Annotated in this window: 25 protein-coding genes; 12 read left to right on the top strand and 13 right to left on the bottom strand. The window is 66.8% G+C overall.

Annotated elements, in window-relative coordinates; all coding sequences use genetic code 11:
• The coding region (locus VIR62_RS15200; RefSeq protein ID WP_431872634.1) for a sensor N-terminal transmembrane domain-containing protein at positions 1-545 on the bottom strand (545 nt) is incomplete at its 3' end.
• The gene (locus tag VIR62_RS15195) at positions 532-1,242 is read right to left on the bottom strand and encodes a response regulator transcription factor (protein WP_431872632.1); all 711 of its coding nucleotides are present in this window, start codon (positions 1,240-1,242) and stop codon (positions 532-534) included. The genes VIR62_RS15200 and VIR62_RS15195, both read right to left, overlap by 14 nt.
• A 164-nt stretch (positions 1,243-1,406) precedes the next feature.
• Between VIR62_RS15195 and VIR62_RS15190 the strand changes: the two genes are divergently transcribed.
• Together VIR62_RS15190 and VIR62_RS15185 are read left to right on the top strand one after the other, a co-directional pair.
• Positions 1,407-3,002 carry a phosphoenolpyruvate carboxykinase gene (locus tag VIR62_RS15190; RefSeq protein WP_431872630.1) on the top strand — a complete coding sequence of 532 codons (1,596 nt, stop codon included), beginning with the start codon at positions 1,407-1,409 and terminating at the stop codon, positions 3,000-3,002.
• 111 nt (positions 3,003-3,113) lie between these two features.
• Positions 3,114-3,566: a hypothetical protein gene (locus VIR62_RS15185; RefSeq protein WP_431872628.1), complete on the top strand. Its 453-nt coding sequence runs from the start codon at positions 3,114-3,116 to the stop codon at positions 3,564-3,566.
• 200 nt (positions 3,567-3,766) lie between these two features.
• Here VIR62_RS15185 and VIR62_RS15180 read toward each other — a convergent pair whose 3' ends face one another.
• The 4 genes from VIR62_RS15180 to VIR62_RS15165 all read right to left on the bottom strand — a co-directional run bounded on the left by VIR62_RS15180 (position 3,767) and on the right by VIR62_RS15165 (position 6,781).
• Positions 3,767-4,198 carry a DUF4437 domain-containing protein gene (locus tag VIR62_RS15180; RefSeq protein ID WP_431872626.1) on the bottom strand — a complete coding sequence of 144 codons (432 nt, stop codon included), beginning with the start codon at positions 4,196-4,198 and terminating at the stop codon, positions 3,767-3,769.
• Between the two features lie 473 nt (positions 4,199-4,671).
• Complete coding sequence (locus tag VIR62_RS15175) at positions 4,672-4,926, bottom strand: hypothetical protein (RefSeq protein ID WP_431872624.1); 255 nt, start codon at positions 4,924-4,926, stop codon at positions 4,672-4,674.
• A 440-nt stretch (positions 4,927-5,366) separates the two neighbouring features.
• The gene (locus VIR62_RS15170) at positions 5,367-5,816 is read right to left on the bottom strand and encodes an NfeD family protein (RefSeq protein ID WP_431872622.1); all 450 of its coding nucleotides are present in this window, start codon (positions 5,814-5,816) and stop codon (positions 5,367-5,369) included.
• On the bottom strand, positions 5,813-6,781 hold the full coding sequence (locus VIR62_RS15165; protein ID WP_431872637.1) for an SPFH domain-containing protein: 969 nt from the start codon (positions 6,779-6,781) through the stop codon (positions 5,813-5,815). Before VIR62_RS15165 ends, VIR62_RS15170 begins: the two co-directional genes overlap by 4 nt.
• Positions 6,782-6,855: 74 nt before the next feature.
• On the opposite strand from VIR62_RS15165, the gene VIR62_RS15160 reads away from it, so the two are divergent.
• The 5 genes from VIR62_RS15160 to VIR62_RS15140 all read left to right on the top strand — a co-directional run bounded on the left by VIR62_RS15160 (position 6,856) and on the right by VIR62_RS15140 (position 12,512).
• Positions 6,856-7,665, top strand: a complete 810-nt coding sequence (locus tag VIR62_RS15160) for an HpcH/HpaI aldolase/citrate lyase family protein (protein ID WP_431872620.1) — start codon at positions 6,856-6,858, stop codon at positions 7,663-7,665.
• 41 nt (positions 7,666-7,706) lie between these two features.
• Entirely contained in the window at positions 7,707-9,161 is a 1,455-nt protein-coding gene (locus tag VIR62_RS15155) for a M28 family peptidase (protein ID WP_431872619.1), read from the top strand.
• Positions 9,162-9,220: 59 nt separating this feature from the next.
• Complete coding sequence (gene guaB, locus VIR62_RS15150; RefSeq protein WP_431872617.1) at positions 9,221-10,678, top strand: IMP dehydrogenase; 1,458 nt, start codon at positions 9,221-9,223, stop codon at positions 10,676-10,678.
• A 108-nt stretch (positions 10,679-10,786) separates the two neighbouring features.
• Complete coding sequence (locus VIR62_RS15145) at positions 10,787-11,971, top strand: RsmB/NOP family class I SAM-dependent RNA methyltransferase (RefSeq protein WP_431872616.1); 1,185 nt, start codon at positions 10,787-10,789, stop codon at positions 11,969-11,971.
• 31 nt (positions 11,972-12,002) lie between these two features.
• Complete coding sequence (locus VIR62_RS15140; protein ID WP_431872614.1) at positions 12,003-12,512, top strand: tetratricopeptide repeat protein; 510 nt, start codon at positions 12,003-12,005, stop codon at positions 12,510-12,512.
• Here the strand turns inward: VIR62_RS15140 and rsmA are convergent.
• The 4 genes from rsmA to VIR62_RS15120 form a co-directional block, all read right to left on the bottom strand.
• Positions 12,509-13,330: a 16S rRNA (adenine(1518)-N(6)/adenine(1519)-N(6))-dimethyltransferase RsmA gene (gene rsmA / locus VIR62_RS15135; RefSeq protein ID WP_431872613.1), complete on the bottom strand. Its 822-nt coding sequence runs from the start codon at positions 13,328-13,330 to the stop codon at positions 12,509-12,511. The genes VIR62_RS15140 and rsmA overlap by 4 nt on opposite strands.
• Positions 13,327-14,310, bottom strand: coding sequence for a 4-hydroxythreonine-4-phosphate dehydrogenase PdxA (pdxA, locus tag VIR62_RS15130; protein ID WP_431872611.1), 984 nt, complete (start codon positions 14,308-14,310; stop codon positions 13,327-13,329). Before pdxA ends, rsmA begins: the two co-directional genes overlap by 4 nt.
• An 18-nt stretch (positions 14,311-14,328) precedes the next feature.
• Complete coding sequence (locus VIR62_RS15125; RefSeq protein WP_431872609.1) at positions 14,329-15,678, bottom strand: foldase protein PrsA; 1,350 nt, start codon at positions 15,676-15,678, stop codon at positions 14,329-14,331.
• 79 nt (positions 15,679-15,757) lie between these two features.
• Positions 15,758-17,980 carry an LPS-assembly protein LptD gene (locus VIR62_RS15120; protein WP_431872607.1) on the bottom strand — a complete coding sequence of 741 codons (2,223 nt, stop codon included), beginning with the start codon at positions 17,978-17,980 and terminating at the stop codon, positions 15,758-15,760.
• Between the two features lie 186 nt (positions 17,981-18,166).
• Here VIR62_RS15120 and VIR62_RS15115 point away from each other — a divergent pair, with 186 nt between their 5' ends.
• The 4 genes from VIR62_RS15115 (at position 18,167) to ndk (ending at position 21,243) form a co-directional block, all read left to right on the top strand.
• Positions 18,167-19,642, top strand: coding sequence for a leucyl aminopeptidase (locus VIR62_RS15115; protein WP_431872606.1), 1,476 nt, complete (start codon positions 18,167-18,169; stop codon positions 19,640-19,642).
• A gap of 150 nt (positions 19,643-19,792) precedes the next feature.
• Positions 19,793-20,227, top strand: coding sequence for a DNA polymerase III subunit chi (locus VIR62_RS15110; RefSeq protein WP_431872604.1), 435 nt, complete (start codon positions 19,793-19,795; stop codon positions 20,225-20,227).
• Positions 20,228-20,291: 64 nt separating this feature from the next.
• Entirely contained in the window at positions 20,292-20,735 is a 444-nt protein-coding gene (locus VIR62_RS15105) for a hypothetical protein (protein WP_431872602.1), read from the top strand.
• 85 nt (positions 20,736-20,820) lie between these two features.
• Positions 20,821-21,243 (top strand): nucleoside-diphosphate kinase, encoded by a 423-nt coding sequence (gene ndk, locus VIR62_RS15100; protein WP_431872600.1) that lies wholly within the window; start codon positions 20,821-20,823, stop codon positions 21,241-21,243.
• Between the two features lie 32 nt (positions 21,244-21,275).
• Here the strand turns inward: ndk and VIR62_RS15095 are convergent, their stop codons facing one another.
• From VIR62_RS15095 to purM, 3 genes are all read right to left on the bottom strand, one after another.
• A complete protein-coding gene (locus VIR62_RS15095; protein ID WP_431872598.1) occupies positions 21,276-21,908 on the bottom strand; it encodes a hypothetical protein in 633 nt (210 codons plus the stop codon).
• A 108-nt stretch (positions 21,909-22,016) separates the two neighbouring features.
• Positions 22,017-22,955: a phosphoribosylglycinamide formyltransferase gene (gene purN, locus VIR62_RS15090; protein WP_431872596.1), complete on the bottom strand. Its 939-nt coding sequence runs from the start codon at positions 22,953-22,955 to the stop codon at positions 22,017-22,019.
• On the bottom strand, positions 22,948-24,054 hold the full coding sequence (purM, locus tag VIR62_RS15085; protein ID WP_431872594.1) for a phosphoribosylformylglycinamidine cyclo-ligase: 1,107 nt from the start codon (positions 24,052-24,054) through the stop codon (positions 22,948-22,950). Before purM ends, purN begins: the two co-directional genes overlap by 8 nt.
• A 61-nt stretch (positions 24,055-24,115) precedes the next feature.
• Between purM and VIR62_RS15080 the strand changes: the two genes are divergently transcribed.
• Entirely contained in the window at positions 24,116-25,357 is a 1,242-nt protein-coding gene (locus VIR62_RS15080; RefSeq protein WP_431872592.1) for a heavy-metal-associated domain-containing protein, read from the top strand.
• The last annotated feature ends 7 nt before the right edge of the window (positions 25,358-25,364 follow it).

The following is a 25,364-nucleotide window of genomic DNA, read 5'->3' as shown; positions in this document are numbered from 1 at the left end:
AGGAAGGGCGAGCCCTCCGGCGCCTCGCGCAGAGCCGCGGTCGCGCGCCCCAGGGCCAGTGCCGCCCGCGCTTCGGGCCAGGTCGCGAGCGACTCGCTCGGATCGGGGACGAAAGGCGGCGGCTGATCCGCGCCAACGATCGTATTTACGATATCGTCGAGGATCCGCGCCGCGCGCTTGTCCCACGGCTCCATGGCCGGATTGCGCAGCGTGTAGGTGGCGGGCGCCCCCGCCCAGCTGTCCATGCGCTTGCCGCCGAACGGCGCGTAGATGCGGAGCCGTGTCCTGGATTCGGCCCCCAGCCGGTTGAGCAGGGGTTTCCTGGCAGCTGGCGGCGCCGCCTCCAGCGCGGCCGCGATCAGCTTCGCCTCGGTTTCGATCTGCTCCAGCCGCCCTTCGGTCGCGCGGGCGCGGTAGCTGTCGAGGTAGAAAAAGCTGCCCGCAAGGATGACCAAAGCGAAGATGTTGACCGCGAGGATGCGCTGCGTGAGCGACAGCCGCCCCGACCAGCGCAGCGCCAGGTCGCGCTCGTCATTCCTCGGCAAAACGGTAGCCCACGCCGTAAAGCGTCTCGATCGCGCCGAAATCTTCGTCGACGGCCCGGAATTTGCGCCGAAGGCGCTTGATGTGGCTGTCGATGGTACGATCGTCGACATAGATGTCGTCCTGATAGGCTACGTCCATCAGCTGGTTGCGCGATTTGACGACGCCGGGGCGCTGCGCGAGCGCTTCGAGGATCATGAACTCCGTGACGGTAAGCGTCACGTCCTTGCCGCCCCAGGTGACACGGTGCCGCGCCGGATCCATGGCGAGCCGACCCCGGACGATCTGCGCTGGCTCCGCTGCCTCTCCCTCTTCGTCCACAGGGGTGGCGCGCATTTCGGCCCGACGCAGCACCGCGCGGATGCGGGCTATCAGGAGGCGTTGGGAGAAGGGCTTGGCGATATAGTCGTCGGCGCCCATGGCGAGGCCGAGGGCTTCGTCCAGCTCATCGTCCTTGGAGGTGAGGAAGATGACGGGGATGGCGCTCTTCTCGCGGAGACGCCGGAGCAGCTCCATCCCGTCCATCCGGGGCATCTTGACGTCCAGCACCGCCAGGTCGGGCGGATTTTCGGTGAGCGCCTTCAGCGCGGCCTCGCTGTCCGAATAGACGCGGGTGATGAACCCCTCCGCCTGGAGCGCGATCGAAACCGAGGTGAGGATGTTGCGGTCGTCGTCGACGAGAGCGATCACTGTCGACATGTTCACGCCTTTCGCCGCATGGGGGGGGTCTATCCAAAGCGGCGCATGCCCGCAACCGGCGGACGCGCTTCGCTTTTGACGCGCCCCGCGCTCTTATATATGCGGGCCCCCACAGGTCGGCGGCGCGTCTGGGCCGCCATTGTCGATTCAAACAGGAGATTGTCGTGGCCAATCGCGTGCCCGCACACGGGCTTGCCGAACAGGGCATTGAAACGAGCGCCGAGCTGCGCTGGAATCTGGGAATTCCCGCGCTTGTCGAGCAGGCGGTTTGCCGCGGCGAGGGCGTTCTCGCCAAGGACGGCCCGCTGGTCGTCGAGACCGGCAAGCACACCGGCCGCTCCGCCAGGGACAAGTTCATCGTCCGCGATTCGGAGACCGAAGGGACGATCTGGTGGGACAACAACGCCTCGATGACGCCGGCGCATTTCGCGGCGCTGAAGGCGGATTTCCTGGCCGAGGTCGCCAAGAAGGACACGCTGTTCGTCGCCGACCTCTATGGCGGCTCGCAGCCCGAGCACCGCGTCCGCGTGCGCGTCATCAACGAGCTCGCCTGGCACAACCAGTTCATCCGCACCCTCCTGGTCCGCCCCGAGGCGAGCGAGCTTGAAGACTTCGTTCCCGAATTTACGATCATCGCCCTGCCGAGCTTCCGCGCCGATCCGGCGCGTCACGGCTGCCGTTCCGATACGGTGATCGCCGTCAACCTCACCGAGAAGATGATCCTGATCGGCGGCACCCGCTATGCCGGTGAGATGAAGAAGTCGGTGTTCGGCGTCCTCAACTACCAGCTCCCGCCCAAGGGCGTCATGCCGATGCACTGCTCGGCCAATATCGGTCCCAAGGGCGACACCGCCGTCTTCTTCGGCCTTTCCGGCACCGGCAAGACGACCCTGTCGGCCGACGCCAGCCGCACGCTCATCGGAGACGACGAGCATGGCTGGTCGGATACCGCGGTCTTCAACTTCGAGGGCGGCTGTTATGCCAAGATGATCCGCCTCTCGCCCGAGGCGGAGCCCGAGATCTACGCCACCACCAAGCGCTTCGGCACGGTGCTGGAGAATGTGGTGATCGATCCCGTCACCCGCGAGCTCGACCTCGACGACAATTCGAAGGCCGAGAACACGCGCGGCGCCTATCCGATCGACTTCATCCCCAATGCGTCAAAAGAGAATATGGGGCCGGTGCCAAAGAACATCGTCATGCTGACGGCGGACGCGTTCGGCGTGCTGCCACCGATCGCCAGGCTGACGCCCGACCAGGCGATGTATCATTTCCTGTCCGGCTACACGGCGAAAGTGGCGGGCACCGAGATCGGCGTGACCGAGCCGGAAGCGACCTTCTCGACCTGCTTCGGCGCGCCCTTCATGCCGCGCCATCCGTCGGTCTACGGCAACCTCCTCAAGGAGCGGATCGCCAGAGGCAACGTCGATTGCTGGCTGGTCAACACCGGCTGGACGGGCGGCAAATACGGCGTCGGCAAGCGCATGCCGATCAAGGCGACCCGCGCCCTCCTCAACGCCGCGCTCGACGGCAGCCTCAAGAACGCCGAATTCCGCACCGACGAGAATTTCGGCTTCGAGGTGCCGGTGAGCGTGCCAGGCGTCGACGGCGCGATTCTAAACCCGCGCGAGACCTGGGCCGACAAGTCGGATTTCGACGCGACGGCGGCCAAGCTGGTGAAGCTGTTCATCGACAATTTCGCCAAGTTCGAAGCCCATGTCGACCAAGGCGTGAAGGAAGCAGCCCCCAGCGCGGCGTAAAGCTTATCCCATCAAAGTGATACTTTGATGGGGACCCTGAAGAGAGGAAGGAAACAAGAGGGAGCGCTTTGGCGAGGGCCGGGGCGCTCCCTTTTCTATGGGAGGAAAGGAATGAGCGAGACTGACGAGCCGCGGCTGTTTGAAAGCGACGCGGCGGTGCGGCACACCGGGGAGGGGCTCATCGCCTGCTCCCTCGCCAAGGCCGAATGGACCCACGAGGCTCACCTCGCCGCCTGCCTCTGGCTGATCGTCGAGCGGCCCGACGTCGTGCTGGAGCGCGACCTCCGCGCCCTCATCCGCCGCTTTAACGAGAGCGTCGGCGGCATCAACGACGAGACGCAGGGCTATCACGAGACGATCACCCAGTGCTTCATCCGGGGCGTGCGGGGCTGCCTGGCGCGCACGGACGCGGGGTTACCGCTGGCGGAGAAGGTGAATGCATTGCTGCAGGCGCCGGAGGGGCGGCGGGGCTGGCCGCTCAGGTTCTACAGCCGGGAACGGCTGTTCTCGAAAGAGGCGCGGCTGGGGTGGGTGGAGCCTGATTTGGCGGTGTTGCGAGAATAACCGGATAAGTGGCGGCTTGTGGGTCGATAGCGGACCGACTTCTTAGCGGCCTAACCCGCCAAAAGCGCAATGTCCGCTTCCGTTCGACGTTGAAGTGATCGTGGACTTGCCTTGCCCGCGACTGAACTGGCGCTGACCACCACGACCGTCTTACCTTTCAGATTGAGCTCCAACGCGGCACTCCTTGGATGGAATTGCGCTTACTCGGCGAGATAGGTTTCGTACGGATCCTCGTTGATAAGCAGGATCACACAGTGGGTTTCGGAAACGCAGGCGTCGGCGTGCATCTGATCCTTCCTCTGCGTCCAGTAGGCGCCCGGGAGAAGCTCGACTTCCTGGCCCTCGCCGGTCTCGGGCACCCAATGTTTCCATTGGCCTTCGATGACGATGGCGCGGTAATCCGCCGTGTGGGCGTGGATTGGCGCCCGGAAGTCGGCCGGCACCTTGAGCAGTGTTCCGGCAGGCCCTTTGGATCTGACGCCCCAGAGCGGGCCGAGTTGCTGCGGCTGACCCGGTGCCTCAAAGGCAAATGGGATGCTCTCGGCGGCTATATAGGTGTTTTCTGTGGCCAGAGCCGGCGTGGCAAAGATCAGGCACGATAGCAATGTCGTCAGGTTTGCTTTGATTCTCATTCCGTTGCTTCCTCCATGAAATAGATGCTTTTCGCTAGGCGCCGCAAATCGCCCCACACCTCCTCGTCGGCATGACTGGTCATCGACTAGCACGCTCGTCACCGTAACCTTCAACATCAGCTTCCTCCGATGGGCCTTCGGCGACAGGACCGAGCCACATACGCCACAACCGTCGCAATGGCTCACGTTCCAAAAATGGTGCTTCGACCGCGACTTCCACTTCGTGCGGAGTATCCCCGCTTCTTCAAGCACCCCGAGGTGCTTTGTACCCGAATCCGCGGCTCCGCCCGTTCCGCTCTCAAAGAGTTCGGTCATGGCCCATACCTTCGCGTCAGCTCTGTCGGCGCTCTCCGCGCCCTGATAGCCGGACTAGGTGAGGGCGCAGAGTTGGTCTTCCAGATCGGGGAAGTGGTCGGCGAGTTTAGCTCGGCCGGTTTCGAAGCGGAGGGCGATCGGTTTGGCGTCATTCGGACTCATGCCGTGTGGCCCGGCGATGGCGGGGGAAGAGGGGGGATGGGGATGCCGAGGTTGCGGAGCTTCTTTTCGAGGGCTTCCATAGCATCGTCGAAGGTTGCGCGCTGGAGGTGGCGGACTTCGCGCTGGCCGATGGCGCCGCCGCGGCGGTCCCAGCGGGCGAGCAGCTTCATGACGCGGTCGAACTCCCGGGCTGTTTCGCCGGCGAGCACGATCTCCTCGCGCAGCCGCTGGGCCTCCAGGCGCTGGCGCACGCCTCGGCCTCGAGCCGGGGATAGGCCATGTGCAGGGCTTCGTCCATCGGGCGGCGAAGTCGGCGTTGCGGCGGCGGTGGACGTAGACCGTCGCATAGCCGACACCCGCCGCCTCGGCCGCCGCGTAGGCATCGGCCGTGCCGGCGAAATGATCGAGAAAGGTCTGCTGGCGCGCCTCGGTGAAGCGGACTCAGCGCATCCGCCGGCGCTGGAGGAGACGGCTGCCTTGCGGGGCGATGCGCACGGGAGCGTCGCAGGCGGAGGTGGAGCGGCGCGCGGCACTCTCGTCGGCGGCGGAGAGCTCCAGCGCCCAGGCCCAGCCCAGGCGGAAGACGGCGTCGCGGCGGCGGCGTACAGGCTCTTCAGCGGAAAACCGGCCGCCGCTGGCCGGCCTGCGCGTTCTCTTTGCGCTGCTCGACGATTGCTGCGCAATCCTCTCCCTAAGCTCGGGCGCTTGGCTCGACCTTGAGACAGGCTCCATCCGCACCCACGACGCGGACGCGGGCGCCGACTTCGGCGTCGGGGCCGCGGGCGGACCAGACGCTGTCGCCCACCTTCACCCGGCCGTGGCCGTCCTCGATCACGGAGACGACGACCACGGTCTCGCCGACCAGTCGGACGGCGCGGTCGTTGAGCAGGGGGTCGCTGCTTTCGACCGGATTGGCCGTGTACCAGCGGCGGCCGACATAGACGGCGCCGATCGAGAGCAGGCCGAACAGCGCGAACTGGAAGGCGGCCGGCATGTCGAAGAGCAAGGTCGCGAAGCCCGTGATCGCGGCGGCGGCCGCCAGCCAGATGAGGAAGATGCCTGGCATCAGGAGCTCGGCGATGCCAAGCACCGCGGCGGCGATCAGCCAGACCCAGGCCGGGTCGATGCCGTCGAGATTCATTGCGCCGGCCCCTCGAACGGTCCGGGCCGCTTGCCTGCGGGCGGCGGAGGCACGGTGTTTCCGGCCAGTGCGCCGCGCGCGAGTTCGCCGATCCCGCCCAAGGTGCCGATGAGCTGCGTCGCCTCGACCGGGAAGAGGATCGTCTTGGCGTTGGGCGAGGTCGCGAACTTGCCCACCGCCTCGACATATTTCTGCGCGATGAAGTAGTTTAGCGCCTGATTGTTGCCACCGGCGATGGCCTCGGAGACGACCTGCGTCGCCTTGGCTTCGGCCTCGGCCTGACGCTCGCGCGCCTCGGCGTCGCGGAAGGCGGCTTCGCGGCGGCCCTCGGCCTGGAGGATCTGGCCCTGCTTCTCGCCTTCGGCCCTAAGGATTTCGGAGGCGCGCATGCCTTCGGCCTCGAGGATGTTGGCGCGCTTCTCGCGCTCGGCCTTCATCTGCCGCGCCATGGCGTTGACGATGTCGGCGGGCGGGCGGATGTCCTTCACCTCGATGCGGGTGATCTTCACGCCCCACGGCGTGGTGGCGTCGTCGATCACGTGGAGCAGGCGCGCGTTGATCTCGTCGCGCTTCGACAGGGTCTCGTCGAGGTCCATCGAGCCCATGACGGTGCGCAGGTTCGTGGTCACGAGGTTGAGGATGGCATTGTAGAGATCGGACACCTCATAGGCGGCCTTGGCGGCGTCGAGCACGTTGAAGAAGACGACGCCGTCGGTCGAGATCATGGCGTTGTCCTTGGTGATGATCTCCTGGCCGGGGATGTCGAGCACCTGCTCCATCACGTTCACCTTGCGCCCGACGCGATAGAAGAAGGCGGGGTAGAAGTTGAAGCCGGGGCGGGCGACGACGGTGAAGCGCCCGAAATATTCTATCGTATATTGATAGCCTTGCCGCACGATCTTGATACTGGCCATCAGGTAGATGATCACCAGCGCAAGGATGAAGAACAGTGCGGTCGCTTCCATCATCTCAACTCCCCCAAAGCCCCAATGGCTATATAATGTAGACAAGCGGGCCGGCTTCCAAGCAGAATCGATCCATGACGCCTTCGAACCTCCGGCTCTGCCGCTCGCTGCTGTTCCTGCCCGCTTCCAACGCGCGCGCGATAGAGAAGGCGCGAGACCTTCCCGTCGACCTGGTCGTCCTTGACCTCGAGGACGCGGTGAAGGCCGAGGACAAGGAATCGGCGCGCCGCATGGCGGCCGAGGCCGCCGCCCAGGGGTTCGGCGACAAGCCCTCGGCCATCCGTCTCAACGCGGTCGGGAGCCCCTATTTCGGCGACGACGTGGTGGCGGTGAGGCGCGGCGGCGCCGATTATATCGTGCTTCCCAAGGTCGAGAGCCGGCGGCAGGTCCATGACGCGGGACAACTGACCGAAAAGCCGATCCTGGCCATGATAGAGACGGCGGCGGGCGTGCTCGAAGCGCCGGCGATCGCGAAGGAGGCGGTGGGCCTCATCATCGGCACCAACGATCTCGTCGCCGACCTTGGCATCCCCGGCGGAGCGGGGCGCGGGGGGCTGATGCACGCGCTGCAGACGGTCGTGCTGGCGGCGCGCGCCGCCGGCGTGCCGGCGTTCGACGGCGTCTACAACCGGCTGGACGACGAAGAGGACCTGGCGGCCGAATGCCGGGAGGGCCGGTCCTTCGGATATGACGGCAAGTCGCTCATTCACCCGAGCCAGATCGAGACCGCCAATCGCATCTTCGGCCCCAGCGAGGAGGATGTTGCCGCCGCCGAACGCCTGATCGCCGCGGCGACGGGCGGGGCCGAGCGCTTCGAAGGGCGCATGATCGAGGACATGCACGTCACCGAGGCAAGAGCGGTGATCGCCCGGGCGCACCGCTGACGCGCCTTGCCAGCTGCGGCCGGGACCGCCTAAGCGGTTGCATGATTTCCAAGGTTTGGCTTCGCGCCGCGCTCCTCCTCCTCTTCCCTGCCGCTCTCTCCGCCCAGCCGCTCGCCGTCAGCGTCGAGCAGATGCGACGGCATATCGAGGTGCTGGCCAGCGACGCCTTCGAGGGGCGGGAGCCCGGGACCGAGGGGGAGAACAAGACCCTCCGCTACATTGCCGGTCAGTTTCAGGAGATCGGCCTCGAACCGGCCGCCGGCGACGGCGACTGGTATCAGCCGGTCCCGCTGGTCGAGCGGACGCCCTTCGGTCACCTCGCGCTGTGGGCGTCGAAGGGCGCGCCGGTCGAATTCGACCGGAAGGATATCGTCTTTCTCGGCACCGAGGCGCGGGAGACGACAAACGACGCGCCGGTCTGGTTCGTTGGCCAGGCTCTTCCCGAGCAGCTGGCCGGCGTGAATCTGGACGGGGCGGTGGCCCTCATTCTCTACGATGCTCCCGAAGGCGCGCCCGGCTATTCGAAGCGGGCCGAGGCGCTGACGAAGGCGGGCGCCGCCGCCGTTATCGCGATCATGGGCGACGACATTCCCTGGCCAGCCGTCACGGGCTCCTACAAGCGCGGACAGACGAAGCTCGGCACCGACAGCCGCGCGCCCATCACCGGGGCGATGGCGCTCGGGGCGGGGGAGAGGCTCGTGCGGACCGGCGGCGGCGATGTCGCCAGCGCCCGCGCGATAGCCTTTAGGCCCGTGCCGCTCGACCTCACCGCTTCCCTCGATGTCTCGACGCAGGTGCGGCCTTATACGTCGCACAATGTCATCGGTCGCCTGAGCGGCAGCGGCGAGACGGGCGAGAGCGTGCTCTATCTCGGCCACTGGGATCATCTCGGCATCTGCCGGCCGGAGAGTGCCAAAGACCGCATCTGCAACGGCGCCGTCGACAATGCCAGCGGCATCGCCATGCTGATCGAGATCGCCCGCGCTGTCGCCGACGGCCCGAGACCGGTGCGCGACCTGCTCTTCATGGGCACGACGGCCGAGGAGATGGGCTTGCTCGGCGCCGAATATTTCGGCGCGCATCCGACCGTTCCGCTCGAAACCCTGGTGGCCGCCATCAATATCGACACAGTGGCGATCGCCGGGGCCGGCGAGCCGGTCGCGATCGTCGGCCGCGGCACCACGCCGCTCGACCCGCTGGTCGATGCAACGGCGCGCGCGCTCGGCCGCGCCGTCGATACGGACACGGAGGCCAACGCCTTCGTCCAGCGACAAGATGGCTGGGTGCTGACCCGCGCCGGCGTTCCGACGGTGATGGTCGGCGGCTCCTTCGCCAACATGAAGATCCTGGAGGATTTCCTCCGCGGCCCTTACCACAAGCCCGGGGACGACCTGGACCGGCCGCTGGTGCTGGAGGGCGCGGCGGAGGACACCGAGCTTCTGATCGCGCTCGGCCGCAAGCTGGCCGATCCGGAGGAGTATCAGCCGCGGCGCTAGCGCTTGCGGTCTTACCTTCCTATGTAGCGGCACCGAATCCCGACACGCGAGACAATCATATGGACATCAGCCTGGGGCTCACCTTCGACGACGTGCTTCTGAAGCCCGGCGAATCGAGCGTGCTGCCGAGCCAGGCCGATACCAGGACGCGGGTGACCCGGGAGATCGGCCTTAACATCCCGATCCTCTCTTCGGCGATGGACACGGTCACCGAGGCGGACATGGCGATCGTCATGGCCCAGCTCGGCGGTCTCGGCGTGCTCCACCGCAACCTGGAAGTCGACGAGCAGGCGGCGGCCGTTCGCGCCGTGAAGCGCTACGAAAGCGGCATGGTCGTGAACCCTATCACCATGACACGCGACCAGACCTTGGCCGATGCGCTCGAGCTGATGGCGCGCCACCGCATCTCGGGCATCCCGATCACGGAGAAGGACGGACGCCTGGTCGGCATCCTCACCAACCGCGACGTCCGTTTCGCCGAAAACCCCCGGCAGCCGGTGTCGGAGCTGATGACGAGCGAGAACCTCGTCACGGTCGGCCCCGGCGTCACTCAGGAGGAAGCCAAGCGGCAGCTTCACCAGCGCCGGATCGAGAAGCTGCTCGTGGTCGACGAGAACCAGCGGTGCATCGGCCTCATCACCGTCAAGGATATCGAGAAGGCGGTCACCTATCCCTCCGCCACCAAGGACCGCTCGGGCCGCCTGCGGGTCGCCGCCGCGACGACGGTCGGCGACAAGGGGTTCGAGCGGACCGAGGCGCTGATCGACGCCGAGTGCGACCTCATCGTCATCGACACCGCCCACGGCCACAACAAGGACGTCGCCGCCTCGGTCGAGCGGATCAAGAAAATCTCCAACGCCGTCCAGATAATCGCCGGCAACGTCGCCACCGCCGAAGCGACCAAGGTGCTGATCGGCGCCGGCGCGGACGGCGTGAAGGTTGGCATCGGACCCGGCTCGATCTGCACTACGCGCGTCGTCGCCGGCGTCGGCGTGCCCCAGCTCACCGCGATCCTGGATGCGGCGAACGAGGCGGCGAAGAGCGGCACGCCGGTCATCGCCGACGGCGGGCTGCGCACCAGCGGCGACGTCGCCAAGGCGCTCGCGGCGGGGGCTTCCACGGTCATGATCGGATCGCTACTCGCCGGCACGGAGGAAGCGCCGGGCGAGACCTTCCTCTATCAGGGCCGCAGCTACAAAAGCTATCGCGGCATGGGCTCGGTCGGCGCGATGGCACGCGGCTCCGCGGATCGTTATTTCCAGCAGGACATCAAGGACCAGCTGAAACTCGTGCCCGAGGGCATCGAGGGTCAGGTGCCCTATAAGGGTCACGCCAAGGACGTGATCCATCAGCTGGTCGGCGGCGTGAAGGCGGCGATGGGCTATACCGGCGCCGCAACCATCGCGGAACTCCAGACCCGCGCCCAGTTCATCCGCATCACCAATGCGGGCCTTCGCGAAAGCCACGTCCACGACGTTGCCATCACCCGCGAGGCACCCAATTATCCGACGCGGTAAATCTCCCCTCCCGTTTACGGGAGGAGCCGGGGGAGGGCTTGTGGATTCCGAGCCTGGCCCATCTTACATGCCCTCCCCTCGATCCCCTCCCGCAAGCGGGAGGGGAAGGTGACGCCCGCCGGCCGCGCCCAGGCGGCGATCGAGCTGCTCGATGAGATCATCGCTTCCTCCCGAGAAGGCGGCGCGGCGGCGGACACGCTCATCGCCCGCTATTTCAAGACCCGCCGCTATGCAGGCTCCAAGGACCGCCGCGCCGTCCGGGAGCTCGTCTACCGTGCCATCCGACGATCTGGCGAAAGGCCAACCACGGGCCGCGCGGCGATACTAGGCGAGGCCGAGGATGAGCCGGATCTTCTCGCGCTTTTCGACGGGTCGCCTCACGGCCCATCACCGCTGTTGCCCGGCGAAGATGTCTCGCTGGCGACCCGCGCGCCGCGATGGCTGCATGATCGGCTCGACCCCCTAATTGACGAGAGCGACCTCGCTGCCTTGCTGGAGCGCGCGCCGCTCGACCTGCGCGTCAATGCCCTCAAGGGCACCCAGGAGGAGGCTCTTGCCGCGCTCACGGAAGCCGTTCCTACATGCCTCTCGCCGATGGGCCTCCGTTTGCCCGACGGTTTCCAGGTGGAGGCGACCGACGCCTGGCGAGCCGGGCTCGTCGAGATTCAGGACGAGGGCAGCCAACTCCTTGCCATCGCCTGCGACGCCCGTGCGGGAATGACGGTGGTCGATCTGTGCGCGGGGGCAGGGGGCAAGACAATGGCGCTGGCGGCGGAGATGGGAAATAGCGGCCGGCTGATCGCCAGCGATACCGACCGGACCCGCCTCTCGCGGATGACGCCGCGTCTGGAGCGCGCGGGGATAGCGATTGTCGAAATGCGCCTTCTGGACCCGAACAGGGAGATCGCCGCCCTTTCCGATCTGAACGGCGCGGCCGACGTCGTTCTGGTGGATGCGCCCTGCTCCGGGACGGGGACGTGGCGGCGCAACCCGGAGCTTAGGTGGCGGCTGACACCCGAACGGCTCGATCGCCTGGCCGCGCTGCAGGCACGGCTTCTCGACATGGCCGCGGAACTGGTCCGCCCCGGTGGACATTTGGTCTATGCCGTCTGCTCCGTCCTCGCCCGCGAGGGACGGGATCAGGCCGAGGCCCTGGGCGAGCGTCGTTCAGCCTTGGTATCGGAAGCGCCTGTCATGAATGGCGGCAGGCCCGCGGGTCCGGGGCGGCTTCTGACGCCGGCCCATGACGGGACCGACGGCTTTTTCGTCGCACGGTGGCGAGCGTCATGCTAAACTCGCCGACGACAGGAATATGGAGATTTTGATGCGCCTTACCCCTATCGCCCTTTCAGTCGCGATCGCCTTGGCGACCATGGCGAGCGCGGGACACGGACAACGGCCCGACGCCCAGATCGACCCGCAGTCGCTGGCGTTGCTGCAGCAGGGCGAGACGCTTACGGCTTCGGGTGAGTATGACGCGGCGGTAGACGCGCTGGAGACGGCGCTGGTCGTCGATCCCCGCAATCGCGCGGCCTATTCCGCCATGGCCAAGGTGGCCCAGGCGCAGAAGCTGCCCGGCAAAGCGATCAAGCTCTATTCCGAGGCCCTGACCCTGGAGCCCAACGATCTCGGCGCGCTGGCGGGGCAGGGGGAGGCACTGGTTCAGCGCGGCGCCGTCGCGCGGGCCAAGCGCAATCTCGATCGGATCAAGACCCTTTGCGACACGCCGTGCCCGCAGGCCACGACGCTTGCCGCGGTAATCGCCAAGGGTCCGCCGACCGAGGTCATGACCGCGCAGGCGCCCGCGACCAAGATCCCGGAGACGGACGACTAATCCGTCATAGCGCGCGCGACGGCCACGAACTCGGCCACCGCCAGCGTTTCCGCGCGCCGCGCCGGATCGATACCGAGCCGCTCCAGCGCCTCGAGCGCGCCGGGCAGGCTCTTGAGGCTCTGCCGCAGCATCTTCCGGCGCTGGCCGAAGGCGGCGGCGGTCAGCTTTTCCAGCCTTGCCGCGGAAACCCCTGCCGGCGCCTGCCCGGGCACGATGTGGACAACGGCGGACATCACCTTCGGCGGCGGCACGAAGGCCGAACGATGAACCTTCATCGCCAGCTTGGCTTCGCTCCGCCACTGGGCGAGGACGGCGAGCCGGCCATAAGCCGAGTCGCCCGGCCGGGCGACGATCCGCTCCGCCACTTCCTGCTGGAACATCAGGGTCAGCGACTTCCACCAGGGCGGCCAAGCCTCTCCGCCGAGCCAGCGGACGAGCAGCGCCGTGCCGACATTATAGGGAAGGTTGGCGACGATATGCGCGCCCACTCCGACCTCGGCCGCCGCGTCGATGGCGAGCGCGTCGCCCTCGATGATCGTCAACTGGCCGCCGAAGGCCTCGTCGAGCTCCGCCAGTGCCGGCAGGCAGCGCCGGTCGCGCTCGACGGCCGTGACCCGAGCCCCCGTCTTCAGAAGCGCGCGGGTCAGCCCGCCCGGCCCGGGCCCCACCTCGTAGACGCGCTCGCCTTCCAGCGGCCCCGGCACGCGGGCAATGCGGTCGAGGAGCTGGCTGTCGAGTAGGAAATTCTGGCCCAGCGCCTTCGATGCGCTCAAGCCATGCCGCGCTATCACGTCACGGAGCGGTGGTAGGTCCGTCACGCCTCGGCAACGCGCCGGGCGCAGGCGTCGGCTGTCTTGAGCGCCGCCATCATCGCACCGGGCTCCGCCCGACCCTTGCCGGCGATGTCGAACGCGGTGCCGTGGTCGGGGGACGTGCGCACGATGGGGAGGCCCAGCGTCATGTTGACGCCCTCGTCGAAGTGAAGGGTCTTCAAGGGGACCAGCGCCTGATCGTGATACATGCAGAGCGCGGCATCGTAGCTTCGCCTCGCCCGTTCATGGAACAGCGCATCGGCGGGGTAGGGGCCGCCGACATCGCAGCCGTCGTCGCGCAGCTGCTTTATGGCGGGAATGATGATCTCGATTTCTTCCCGCCCCAGGGCGCCACCCTCTCCGGCATGGGGGTTGAGTCCGGCGACGGCGAGGCGGGGCCGCTCAATCCCGAACTGGCGCTGAAGGCCTCGTATCGTCGCGCGCGCCTTGGCGATGATCGCGTCGGTTGTCAGCACCTCGGGGACGTCGCGAAAGGGGACATGGACGGTGACGGGAACCGTCTTCAGCGTCGGCCCCACGAGCATCATCGCCACCAGTTCGCTGGAAACGCCGCAGCGTTCGGCGACGAACTCGGTCTGTCCGGCATGGGTGAAGCCGACCGCATAAAGCTGCGATTTGGAAACCGGCCCGGTGACCAGACCGGAAGCGGCGCCCGAGCGGGCGAGACCCACCGCGAGCTCCAGCGCGTCGAGCGAGCCACGCGCGCCCTCGACGTCCGGCGCGCCCGGCGTAACGCCGCGCCCGCCGCCGATGCGGATGACGGGCAGGGCCTCTCCAAAGCAGTCGAGCGCTTCGCCGGGATCGGTGATCGCCCGCAAGGGTCCGCTCCAAACGACGCCGATCGCGTCACAATCGCCGACGGCGAAGAAGGGCGGAACCTTGTCCGCTTCCCGCCGCTCCCATGACTTGGCGATGATCTCGGGCCCTATGCCGGCGGGATCTCCCAGCGCGACAGCAAGAGGCATCGGCAAGATCAGCTCCTCTTATCGATAATCGACCACGGCGTCGCGGCGAAGATCGCGCAGATAACGCTGGGCCCTGCGATTGACTCGCTCTTCATTGAGCTGCGCGTAGACCTGATCGAACGAAGGACCATCGGTCGCCACCGGATCGTCGCGGCCGCACAGGACGAGGATGCGAACGCCTTCCTCGAACGAGCCGAACGGCGTCGTCGCCTGGCCGATGTTCATGCTGAGCAGCATTTCCTGCAGCGCGCGCGGCAGGTCGCGCGCCTTCACCTGGTCGCTCGACACCACCTCCGCGTCGATCTTCGCGGCCGTTTCCTCGGCGCGGCCGCAGCCGCCCATGGTCCGGCCGGCTTCGGCCAGCCGCTCGACCAGCGGCGCCGCCTGGTCCCGTGTCATGCCCTCCGGAAAGGTGACGGAAAGCTGTTTCAGGCTGAGAACCGCGTCACGCGGATCGCTGGTGAGAACCTGGCGAGCATCCTGAACGGCGATGATGGAATAGCCGCCCGGAATGGCGATCGGATCGCTCACCTGTCCGACCGGGATCGCACGCGCTACCTCGGCCAGCTGGCCGGGCAACTGTTCCGCCTGCACCCAACCGAGATCGCCGCCGACCGCCGCGGTGGACGCTTCGGAAAATTGCCGCGCATAGGCAAGGAAGGACGCGCCGTTCCTCAGCTGCTCGACGATGCGCGCGGCATTGACCTGCGTCTCCGCCGCCGTCTCGGGAGTCGACGACAGGAAAATCTCGGCGATCCGATATTCCTGCTGGCCCTTGGAGGCCTGGAGCCGGTCGATGATCGACTGCACTTCCTCTTCGCCGACATTGACGAAAGGCTCGATCCGACTGCTCTGAAGGCGGGTCCAGGCCATCTCGCCGTGGATCTGCCGTTTGACCGCGCGCGCCGACGATCCCTTCGAATGAAGGAATTCGGCGAACGCCTCGGGCGTACTGCCGAAATTCTGCGCGTATTGCGCGAAATACTGATCGATCTCGCTTTGCTCGACCTTGATGTCGGCGGCCTCGGCGGCCTGGATCTGCAGCGTCTCGTCGACCAGGTTGCGAAGCACCTGGGCGCGCAGCCGCTGCAGTTCCTCGGCCGGAACTTGCGTCGCCTGGTTGGAGAGCAGGATGAGCGCGGTGCGCTGGTCGACGTCGGTGCCGGTGATGACATGGCCGTTGACGATGGCCGTTGCGGTAATGACGGACGGATCGCGTTCGCCGAAAATCTCGGGATTGGCGGGGATGTTGAGCGCGTCGGTCGTGCTGCTGCCCTCGTCGCCAACAGTCTGCGCCACGGCCGCAGCGGCGAAGGCCGACCCGGCCAGCATCAACGCCGCCCTACCAAAAGTGCCGAGCTTCATCATTCCTCCAGTAAATGCAGGCCGCTTATGTGCCGCGATGTTGCTGAACCCAAGCTTAGCAGGCTCTCCTGCATCCGGAACATTAGCGGCCCAAATTCTTGAGCGCCACCCGGAACAGGAAGGTGTTGCCGCGACGGAAGTCCCCGGTGGTCTCATAGTCGCGCCGCCAGGTCACCCCGATTTCTATGCAGTCGTCGTCATAGGCGACGCCCAGCCGGTGCCGGACCGGCTCGAAACCGTCGATGTCGGCCAAGGGGTCTTCCTCCTGATTGGTCAGATCGACGACCGCCGAGCCGAATATCGACCAGTAGTTGGCGAACTTGACCCGTCCGCCGACCCTGACTTCCTCACGGTCCCTGAGATCCTCAATCGTCGGATCGATGTCGCGATCGAGGCGCAGATAGCCGACCGTCGCGTAGGTCTGCCGGCCGCCGACGACGGCGTCGATCTCGTTGCGGCGGATCGCCAGATTGTCCTTGTCCAGCCGGAAGCGGTGGACGAGGTTCAGCTTCCGGCCCAGCTTCACGCTGGTGCGGCCGACGATGTCCGAAAACTGGTCGGAAAGGCCCGTGCCTGGCGGAAAGATGCTGGGCTTCTCGTCGAGGCGATAGCTCTGGCCGATCGTCGTGCGGATCGCCGTCTTCGGAAGGTCGAGCGCCCATTCGAGGCCGTAGGTGACGCGGGTGCCGTCCTCCCAGCGGTCGTAGCCGGGGAAGCGGTTGAGGGCGAAAAGGTTCGAATCCTCCAGGTCGACGGCGCGAGCGTCCTCATTCGGGATCTCGAGATTCGTGGTGGGCGGAGAGGCGACGAACTGGACTCGCGGTGTCAGGCGCTGGGTCCCACCCATGAATTCGCCGATGAACGGCCATTTGAGGTCGGCCGCCACCGCGCCGATCGCGCGGCTGCTCCAACCCTCATCGCCGCGATACGATAGGTTGGAGGTGAGGAGCGTGTCGTCCGTATGGTAGACATCGCCCCGCGCATAAGCGGTAAGGGTCAACTCCTGGCCCATGGCCGTGATGGCCCGCCTGTCCCAGCGAGCGCTGGCGAAGGCGCGCTGCGTGTCCTGCCCCTCCGTGCGGAGGATGGACAGGCTGTTGGCCTGTACCTGGATCGTGCCGTCCCAGACGGGATCGTCGAACCGCCAGCGTGCGTCCACCGCCGGCAGGACCACCGGCTGCTGGCCGGCGACGTCGGTCATGCGGAGGCCCTGGAAGGCCCAGCCGGCGATGGAAATATAACTGTCCTCGCCGATCCTTTCCGCGTTGACGACGCTGCGAAGGCGATCGTCGCGCGATATGTCGTAGCGGCGGAGGAACGTGCGGTCGGTCACGTAGCGCCCCGACGCGGTGATGCTCCATTGCGGATCGAGCTGAAATTTTCCGCTGCCCTCGAGATAGGCGCGGATGCCCTCGTTGCGGTCGGGCGCCGACGAAGCCAGCGGATCGAGCCCGATACGCGAGCTGTGGGTCACATAGGCGCCGAGCTGGAAGGCGCCGAGCTCCGTCAGCTGGCGGTAACGGCCTTCGAGCATCGGCGCCACGTCGGTGTAAACGTGCGGTGTGATCGTCGCGTCACTGTTGGGCGCGACCTTGAAATAATAAGGGAGGCTCAGCTCCAGTCCGTTGCTGCGGCTGATCCTTATGTCCGGAACGAGCAGGCCGGTGCCGCCGCCCTCAGTGCCGTCGGGGTGCGACAGGCCGGGAAGGCCGATGATCGGTATCCCGAACAGGTTGAGCGTCGCCCCTTCATAGCTGATGCGGTTGCGGACCGGGTCGTGGACGACGCGGACGGCGGTGATCTTCCAGGTAGGGTCCTTGGGGCAACCCTCGCTGTCGACCACCGCGCAGGGGGAGTAGGTGGCGCTAAAGAGGGTGGTCCGGCCCTCGTCCCGCTCGGCCCGGTCGGCGGCGAGCCGGCCGCCGTCCTCCAGCACGAGGAGCAGATTGTCGACCATGCCGTCGCGCAAGGTGTCGGTGAGGACGATGCTGTCGCCATAGGCGGCGTCGCCCTGGGGATTGACGATCCGGACATTGCCTTCGGCGCGGACCTCGCCGGTCTGGCGGTTCCAGATGACGCTGTCGGCGCGAAGGTTGTTGCCTTCGGTCGTCATCCGCACGTCGCCGCTCGCGGTGACGATCTCGGCATCGGTGTCGTAGGTCAGCTGGTCGGCGCTGAAATCGACCTGCCGTTCCTCTTCGCCGGGTGCCGCGGCGGGGGTGACCTCCTGCGCCGCTGCTAAGGCCGGCGCGCACAGCAGCAGGGGCAGGGCCGTCCGGCAAAGGAGATTCAGCGTCGTCGACAATTTCCGCAACTTTGGCCCCGCCGCATTGGCACACGCGACGAACGAGCCTATCGCACCCCAAATCGTTCCCTGCAATGGCGGAAGCCGGCGGACCCGCTTTGCCACCGGCCAGCCGTTCGCCTATCAGGTCCGCCAGTTCCTTGACGTCTCCGGGCGTCCGATTCCTGTCCAGGAGGTATTCCACCCATGAAAGTCAGCTTCGTCGATCAGCGCCCCGATGGCCAATATGCGCTCGCCATTCCGGTCTGGAGCGAGGACATGCTGGCGGACAGGCTTGCCGGCCTCGACGAGGCGGGGCGGACGCTGGCGGCGCGCGCGGCCGAGGCCCAGCGCTTCGAACGCGAGGTGGCGGCGATCGCCGAAAGCTTCATCACCGAGGGCGATTCCGCCCGCCGGCTGCTGATCGTCGGCCTAGGCGGCAAGCGCGACGACGAAGCGCTGTACGAGCGCGTCGGCGGGGCGCTGACCGCCCGGCTGCTGACCTCGGGCGAAACCAAGCTGGTGGTGGACCTGACGGGGCTGGACCTGGACGGCGAGGCCGCGGCGCGTCTGGGCTTCGGCGCGGCGGCGCGGGCCTGGCGATACGACGTCTACCGCACCAAGCTCGTCAAGAAGGCGCAGCCGACGCTGGAGGAAGTGGTGATCGTCGGCGGGGGTAAGGGTGCCGACAAGGCCTGGGCGGACGAGGCGGCTCTGCTCGAAGGCATCTCGTTCACCCGCGAGCTCGTCACCGAGCCGGCCAATGTCATCTATCCCGAGACCTTCGTCGAGCGCGCGCGCAAGCATCTCGAACCGCTCGGCGTCGAGATCGAAGTGCTCGACGAAAAGGCGATGACCGAGCTCGGCATGAACGCGCTGATGGGCGTCGCGATCGGCTCCGCCCGTCCGCCGCGCCTCCTCGCCATGCGCTGGAACGGGGGCGGGGACGCCAGGCCCGTGGTCTTCGTCGGCAAGGGCGTCACCTTCGACACGGGCGGCATCTCGATCAAGCCCGCCCAGGGCATGGAGGCGATGAAGTGGGACATGGGCGGCGCCGGCGCCGTCGCGGGCGCGATGAAGGCGCTCGCCATCCGTAAGGCTAGGGCCAACGTCGTCGGAGTCTGCGGTCTCGTCGAGAACATGCCCGACGGCAAGGCGCAGCGCCCCGGCGACGTGGTGACCTCGCTCTCCGGCCAGACCATCGAGGTTATCAACACCGACGCCGAGGGGCGGCTCGTGCTGAGCGACGCCATGGCCTGGACGCAGCGCCGGTACAAACCCGAAGTGATGGTCGACCTCGCCACCCTCACCGGCGCGATGATCATCTCGTTGGGCTATGAATATGGCGGTCTGTTCTCCAACGACGACGGCCTCGCCCAGCAGCTCACCGACGCCGGTCTCAAGACCGGCGACAAGGTCTGGCGGATGCCGCTCGGCGAAGCCTACGACAAGCTGATGGACTCCCCCATCGCCGACATGAAGAACAGCGGCCCGCGCGAAGGCGGCTCGATCACCGCCGCGACCTTCCTCCAGCGTTTCGTCGAGGAGGGCGTCAAATGGGCCCATCTCGACATCGCCGGCATGGTCTGGGCCAACAAGGCCGGCCACCTCTACGACAAGGGCGCCACCGGCTACGGCGTCGCGCTGATCGATAGGTTCGTGAAGGATAACTTCGAAGGCTGATCTCATGACGCCCTCACGTCATCCCGGCGAAAGCCGGGACCCAAGACACCGCCTTTTCCGAAAGCACCTGTGTCCCTGGGCCCCGGATCAAGTCCGGGGTGACGATTACCCGTGCAGTGTCTAGCGGTCCCTCGCGCCTGGTCGCCTGATATGCTCGTAGACTTCTACCATCTCACCGCCTCACCGATCGAGCGCGTCCTTCCACGCATTGGCGAGAAGCTGCTCTCCGAGAAGGAAAGGCTGCTGGTCGTCGCCGAGCCCAACCTCCTCGACCAACTCGACAGCCAGCTCTGGAGCTACGCCCGCGACTCCTTCCTGCTCCATGGCCGCCACGACGGCCCCGCGCCGGGCGAGCAGCCCATCCTCCTGTCTCCCGAACCGGAGCCCCTGAACGGCGCCCAAAACATCGCCCTCGCCGACGGCCGCTGGCGGGACGAAGCCCTGACCTTCGCCCGCGCCTTCTACTTCTTCGACGGCGCCCACATCGAAGATGCCCGCCAAAGCTGGCGCGCGCTCAAGGACAAGCCCGAAGCGGAATGCCGCTATTGGAAGCAGGTTGAGGGGAAGTGGGTGCAAGGGCCGTAGGTCTTGTGATGGGAGTGCGTGACCAGTCATTGCGAACTCTCCGCTGGACTGCGAAGGTGTCGGCATGCGCGGGATCGTTCTGGCCGTTTCGTGTCTGCTGGCCGCTGCGAACTGCGCATCGGCCTGGGAGCGATCCGACGATGCGTTTTTGAAAGAATGCTGGGGCGCAACTCCGCTCGAGAATGGTGCCTATCAGCTTCACTTCGAAGCTCTTGTGATCGCGGCTGTAGAGGGCGGCATCCTCGTTCGCTCCGGAACCTGCCCGGATCATCGAATGGGGTTTGCCCGGACCGACCCTATCCCCGACAGACAGCTTGACCCCATCTGGGACGCTGCTTGGGGTGTGGACGAGGCTCTCGGTTTAGGCATCCGGGGCGTAGTGATCGTGTCCCCTCTAGAGCGGAAGCACGAACACTATCTTGGCTTGCGTGTTATTGCGCTCCCTCGCCTTGAGCCGATGACCGAGCCTGAGACTCAGCGGTTCATCCGACGTTTCAACATAGGATGAGGTCGTAGCCCCGCTTGCGGTTTCGCGCAGCGGCGCCTAGAGAGCGCGCCAAATCAATCCCGCATCAATGGAGCTGTAAACGGCCATGGCGACCGAGCGCACTTTTTCGATCATCAAACCCGATGCCACCCGCCGGAATCTCACCGGCGCGATCACCAAGATGCTGGAGGAGGCGGGGCTTCGCGTCGTCGCCTCCCGCCGCATCCGCATGACGCGGGAGCAGGCTGAGGGGTTCTATGCCGTGCACAAGGAGCGGCCCTTCTTCAACGATCTCGTCGCCTTCATGATCTCCGGCCCGGTCGTCGTGCAGGTGCTGGAGGGCGAGAATGCCGTGGCGAAGAACCGCGAAGTGATGGGCGCCACCAATCCGGCCGACGCCGCCGAGGGCACCATCCGCAAGGTCCACGCCGAATCGATCGAGGCCAACAGCGTCCACGGCTCCGACAGCGCGGAGAATGCCAGGACGGAGATCGACTTCTTCTTCAAGCCCGAAGAGATCGTCGGTTGATAGCTCCTCCCCGAGCTTGTCTCGGGGAGGAATTACTGCCGCGACTTCCAGATCGCGTCGAGGCGGGCCTGGGCGGCGGACGGCTGGGTCCGTTCTATTCTGGAGAGGCCGATAAGCTCGACGTCGGTGTCGAGTATCCCGTTGTCGAGTCGATAACCGACGTCGTAGAGCGTCGTGTCGCTATAGGTCTCGCCATCGCTCACGAAGCGGGTGGTGATGGCGACAGGCAGGCGCAGGTCGCCGCCGGCCGACCCTGAACGATCCATCTCCTCGACCGCCTCGTCGATCCACCGCGCCTCGATCCTGGGCTCGATCACGGCCTCGATCGAACCGACGCCCAACGCTTTCGGGAAGATGAGGGTCTGGCTCTGGATGACCTGACCCGAATCCGCCGGCGCGAGGGCAAGGCTGGTTCCGCCGCCGATCACATGGGCTCTCAGCAACAGCGTTTGCGAACGTTCGGCGGCGTCTTGCTCCGCCTCCGCCGCGGCCGCCTTTTCCGCTGCCCGCTCCGCCTCGGATGCCGTGCGTTCGCTATAGCTGTTCCAGAAGGTGAGGCCGGAAATGATCAGCGCCGCCACCGCGACGATTTCGCCCAGCGTGATCCAGCGGCGGCGGATCGCGGCGGCTTCGGCGGCCTGGGCCTTGGTCTGCTTCTCGGACATGGCTCTCCCGTTACACCTTCCCGTCACTCCCGCGAAAGCGGGAGTCCCGCTTCTTGCAGGGCTCTGCCGCCCGTAGCGGGATTCCCGCTTTCGTGGGAATGACGGCAGTTAGATCACATCGGCCAGCTTGCGGGGCGCGGCCATGCGCCAGCTCTTCAAAAGCCATTCCCCGACATGGTCCCAATCGACATCGCCTTGGTCCAGCCTCAGGCCGATCCAGCCCGATGGCCCGAGATAGGCGGGGCGGAAATAGAGGTCCGGCTCGGCTTCGATCAGCATCGCCTGCTCTTCGGCGCCGCTCGTCTTGACCAGCACCGCGGTGATGCCGTTGCCGTGGTGGTCGTCGCTGAAATAGGCGAACATCTTGCCCCCCGTTACCGCGAAAGCTGGCGTTCCATGCGACAATTTCTCCTCGGCGGCGGGGAGGGTGAGGGCGATTTCGCGCAACCTGTCGAGCAGCGCTTCCGGGCGCGTTTCGCGGGTGACCAGCTCGGCGAGGACGCGCGGGTAGAGCTGGTGCTCGGCGATCAGCACCCGGGCGGCAAGAGTCGCCGGCGTATCGCCCTCGATCACCGCCACTTCCGTCTGGCCCAGTACCGGGCCCGAATCGAGTTCGACGGTGACGAGGTGGACCGAGCAGCCCGCGACCTTGTCGCCGGCCTCCAGCGCGCGGGCGTGGGTGTCGAGGCCCTTGTGTTTGGGGAGGAGAGAGGGATGGATGTTGATCATGCGGCCTTCCCACTTCTCGACGAACTCCGCCGAGAGGAGCCGCATGTGGCCGCCGAGCGCGACATATTGGGCGCCGGCCTTGGCCAGTTCGGCGTCGAGGATGCGGTCGTAGTCGGCCCGCTTCATGCCCTTGTGGCCTAGGGCGAAGGTAGCCACCTCCTCCGCCTCCGCCAGCTTGAGGCCCGCTGCATCGGGATTGTTCGAGGCGACGAGGGCGATCTCGTAGGGGCAATCCGGCTGCCGTGATGCGTAGAGCAGGGCGGCCATGTTGGAGCCGCGCCCGGAAATGAGGACGCCGACCCGCGCCTTCTCAGCCATGATGGGTCGCGGTCCAGGCGGCGCGGGCGCTCCAGGCTTCGGCCGACCCGGAGACGGTGCAGCCCTTCTGGCCGGCTTCGATGCGGCCGATGGTGAAGACGGTTTCGCCCACCCTGTCGAGATCGGCGGCGACGGCTTCAGCCTGATCCGAAGCGGCGACCAGTGCCATGCCGATGCCGCAGTTGAAGGTGCGCGCCATCTCGCCGGGCTCGATATTGCCCTGCGCCTGGAGGAAGGCCATCAGCCGCGGCTGCGCCCAGGCATCGGCGTCGACGAAGGCATGCAGCCCCTCCGGCAGCACGCGCGGGATGTTTTCGAGGAGCCCGCCGCCAGTGATGTGGGCGAGCGCGTGGATGCGCCCGCTGCGGACGATGGGCAGCAGCGCCTTCACATAGATGCGCGTCGGCTCCAGCAGCGCGTCGATGAGCAGCCGGCCCTGCTCGAACGGCGCAGGGCGGTCGAGCTTCCAGCCCTTGTCGGCCGCGAGGCGGCGGACCAGCGAGAAGCCGTTGGAGTGAACGCCGGAGGAGGCGAGGCCGAGGATGATGTCGCCCGCCTTCACCTTGTCGCCCGTGAGCGCTTGCCCACGCTCCACCGCGCCGACGCAGAAGCCGGCGAGGTCGTAGTCGCCCTCGGCATACATGCCCGGCATCTCCGCCGTCTCGCCACCGATGAGGGCGCAGCCGGCCTGGCGGCAGCCCTCGGCGATGCCGGCGATCACGGCTTCCGCGACGCCGCTCTCCAGTCTGCCGGTCGCGAAATAGTCGAGGAAGAAGAGCGGCTCGGCGCCCTGCACGATGAGGTCGTTGACGCACATGGCGACGAGATCGATGCCGACGCCGTCATGGCGCCCGCTGTCGATGGCGAGCTTGAGCTTCGTGCCGACGCCGTCATTGGCCGCGACCAGCAACGGGTCACTGTAGCCCGCGGCCTTCAAGTCGAAGAAGCCGCCGAAACCGCCGAGCGAGGCATCCGCACCCGGCCGCGCGGTCGACTTCGCCAGCGGGCCGATCGCCCTGACCAGGGCGTTGCCGGCCGCGATCGAAACGCCCGCCTTGGCGTAAGTGTATGGCTCAGTCTGCTCGTCCGTTTCACTCATATCAGCGCGCCTAGCGACAACAGGCTTGGATTTCCACGATCAACTCGCCAAAAGGCGCCTTGTGAAGCTTTTCAGACGTCGTGCCCCCCTCATCCTGATGGCCGGCGCCCTCGCCATGGCGGGGGGCGGCGCCCTTTACGCACAGCTCGAGGGCGCCGAGCGGGGCGTGCCGCCGATCGACAGTTCCAGCACCCTGGAGGTGAGCGGCATCGAGGTCGATACCAGCGGCAAGACCTCGGAGGAAGCGCGGCTCGAGGGCTGGCGGCAGGCGCAGCGCCTCGGCTGGGCAGCGCTCTGGGCCAAGTCCACGGGCCGCCCCGCGTCGCAGGCGCCGGATCTCACCGATTCGGTGCTCAACACGATCGTCGCCGGTATCGTCGTCGAGCAGGAGCAGATCGGCCCTAAGCGCTATATCGCCCAACTCGGCATCCTGTTCGATCGCGCCCGCGCCGGCCAGATGCTGGGTGGGACGCAGGGCCCCGTCCGGCGATCGGCGCCGATGCTGGTCATCCCCATCCTGCAGACGGGTTCGACCCGCTACAGCTTCGAATTCCAGAACGAGTGGCAGAAGGCCTGGGCCCGCTTCCGCACCGGCGGCAGCGCCATCGACTATGTCCGCCCGACCGGCCTCGGCATCGATCCGCTCCTTCTCAACGCCGCCGAGACCCGCCGCCCCGGCCGCGCCTGGTGGCGGATGATCCTCGATTCCTACGGTGCGGCCGACGTCGTCGTCCCCGAAGTTCATCTGAAACGACTCTATCCGGGCGGACCCGCCATCGGCACCTTCACCGCGCGCTTCGGGCCCGACAACGCCGTTCTCGACCGCTTCACCCTGCGCGTCGAGAATAGCGGCGCCATACCCCGCCTGCTCGACGAAGGCGTTCGCCGGCTCGACCAAGCCTACACCCGCGCCCTGATGACCGGAATGCTGACGCCCGACCCGTCGCTGATCGTCGAGGAGCCGGACATCGCCGCCGAGCTTGCCGAGCAGATTGAGGCCGCGACCGACGCCTTCACCACGCCGACCACCACGGCACCGGTGCCGGTCGGAGTCGCCAACAGCTTCAATATCCAGGTGGATACACCCACCGCGGCGACGGTGAGCCAGGCCGAGCTGTCGGTGAGCCGCATCAACGGCGTTACCTCGGCGCTGACTACCAGCCTGGCGCTCGGCGGCACCTCGGTCATGCGCGTCACCTTTGTCGGCGATTCGGCGTCGCTCCAGGCCGCGCTCCAGGCGCAGGGCTGGCAGGTGCAGGGGTCGGGGAGCACGCTGCGAATCTCCCGCCCGGGCGGACAATAGGCGCCGG

The organism is Allosphingosinicella sp. (assembly GCF_036570505.1).
In the GTDB taxonomy this organism is placed as follows: domain Bacteria; phylum Pseudomonadota; class Alphaproteobacteria; order Sphingomonadales; family Sphingomonadaceae; genus Allosphingosinicella.
The sequence above is the reverse complement of the archived record's forward strand: the minus strand, read 5'-3'. Positions and strand labels throughout refer to the sequence as shown.

Bases quoted from the DNA above. Each gene is read 5' to 3' on its own strand.
- VIR62_RS15195 (WP_431872632.1), bottom strand. From the start codon at position 1,242: ATGTCGACAGTGATCGCTCTCGTCGACGACGACCGCAACATCCTCACC.
- VIR62_RS15185 (WP_431872628.1), top strand. From the start codon at position 3,114: ATGAGCGAGACTGACGAGCCGCGGCTGTTTGAAAGCGACGCGGCGGTG.
- VIR62_RS15180 (WP_431872626.1), bottom strand. From the start codon at position 4,198: ATGAGAATCAAAGCAAACCTGACGACATTGCTATCGTGCCTGATCTTT.
- VIR62_RS15170 (WP_431872622.1), bottom strand. From the start codon at position 5,816: ATGAATCTCGACGGCATCGACCCGGCCTGGGTCTGGCTGATCGCCGCC.
- VIR62_RS15165 (WP_431872637.1), bottom strand. From the start codon at position 6,781: ATGGAAGCGACCGCACTGTTCTTCATCCTTGCGCTGGTGATCATCTAC.
- VIR62_RS15160 (WP_431872620.1), top strand. From the start codon at position 6,856: ATGACGCCTTCGAACCTCCGGCTCTGCCGCTCGCTGCTGTTCCTGCCC.
- VIR62_RS15155 (WP_431872619.1), top strand. From the start codon at position 7,707: ATGATTTCCAAGGTTTGGCTTCGCGCCGCGCTCCTCCTCCTCTTCCCT.
- guaB (WP_431872617.1), top strand. From the start codon at position 9,221: ATGGACATCAGCCTGGGGCTCACCTTCGACGACGTGCTTCTGAAGCCC.
- VIR62_RS15140 (WP_431872614.1), top strand. From the start codon at position 12,003: ATGCGCCTTACCCCTATCGCCCTTTCAGTCGCGATCGCCTTGGCGACC.
- pdxA (WP_431872611.1), bottom strand. From the start codon at position 14,310: ATGCCTCTTGCTGTCGCGCTGGGAGATCCCGCCGGCATAGGGCCCGAG.
- VIR62_RS15125 (WP_431872609.1), bottom strand. From the start codon at position 15,678: ATGATGAAGCTCGGCACTTTTGGTAGGGCGGCGTTGATGCTGGCCGGG.
- VIR62_RS15115 (WP_431872606.1), top strand. From the start codon at position 18,167: ATGAAAGTCAGCTTCGTCGATCAGCGCCCCGATGGCCAATATGCGCTC.
- VIR62_RS15110 (WP_431872604.1), top strand. From the start codon at position 19,793: ATGCTCGTAGACTTCTACCATCTCACCGCCTCACCGATCGAGCGCGTC.
- VIR62_RS15105 (WP_431872602.1), top strand. From the start codon at position 20,292: ATGCGCGGGATCGTTCTGGCCGTTTCGTGTCTGCTGGCCGCTGCGAAC.
- ndk (WP_431872600.1), top strand. From the start codon at position 20,821: ATGGCGACCGAGCGCACTTTTTCGATCATCAAACCCGATGCCACCCGC.
- VIR62_RS15095 (WP_431872598.1), bottom strand. From the start codon at position 21,908: ATGTCCGAGAAGCAGACCAAGGCCCAGGCCGCCGAAGCCGCCGCGATC.
- purN (WP_431872596.1), bottom strand. From the start codon at position 22,955: ATGGCTGAGAAGGCGCGGGTCGGCGTCCTCATTTCCGGGCGCGGCTCC.
- purM (WP_431872594.1), bottom strand. From the start codon at position 24,054: ATGAGTGAAACGGACGAGCAGACTGAGCCATACACTTACGCCAAGGCG.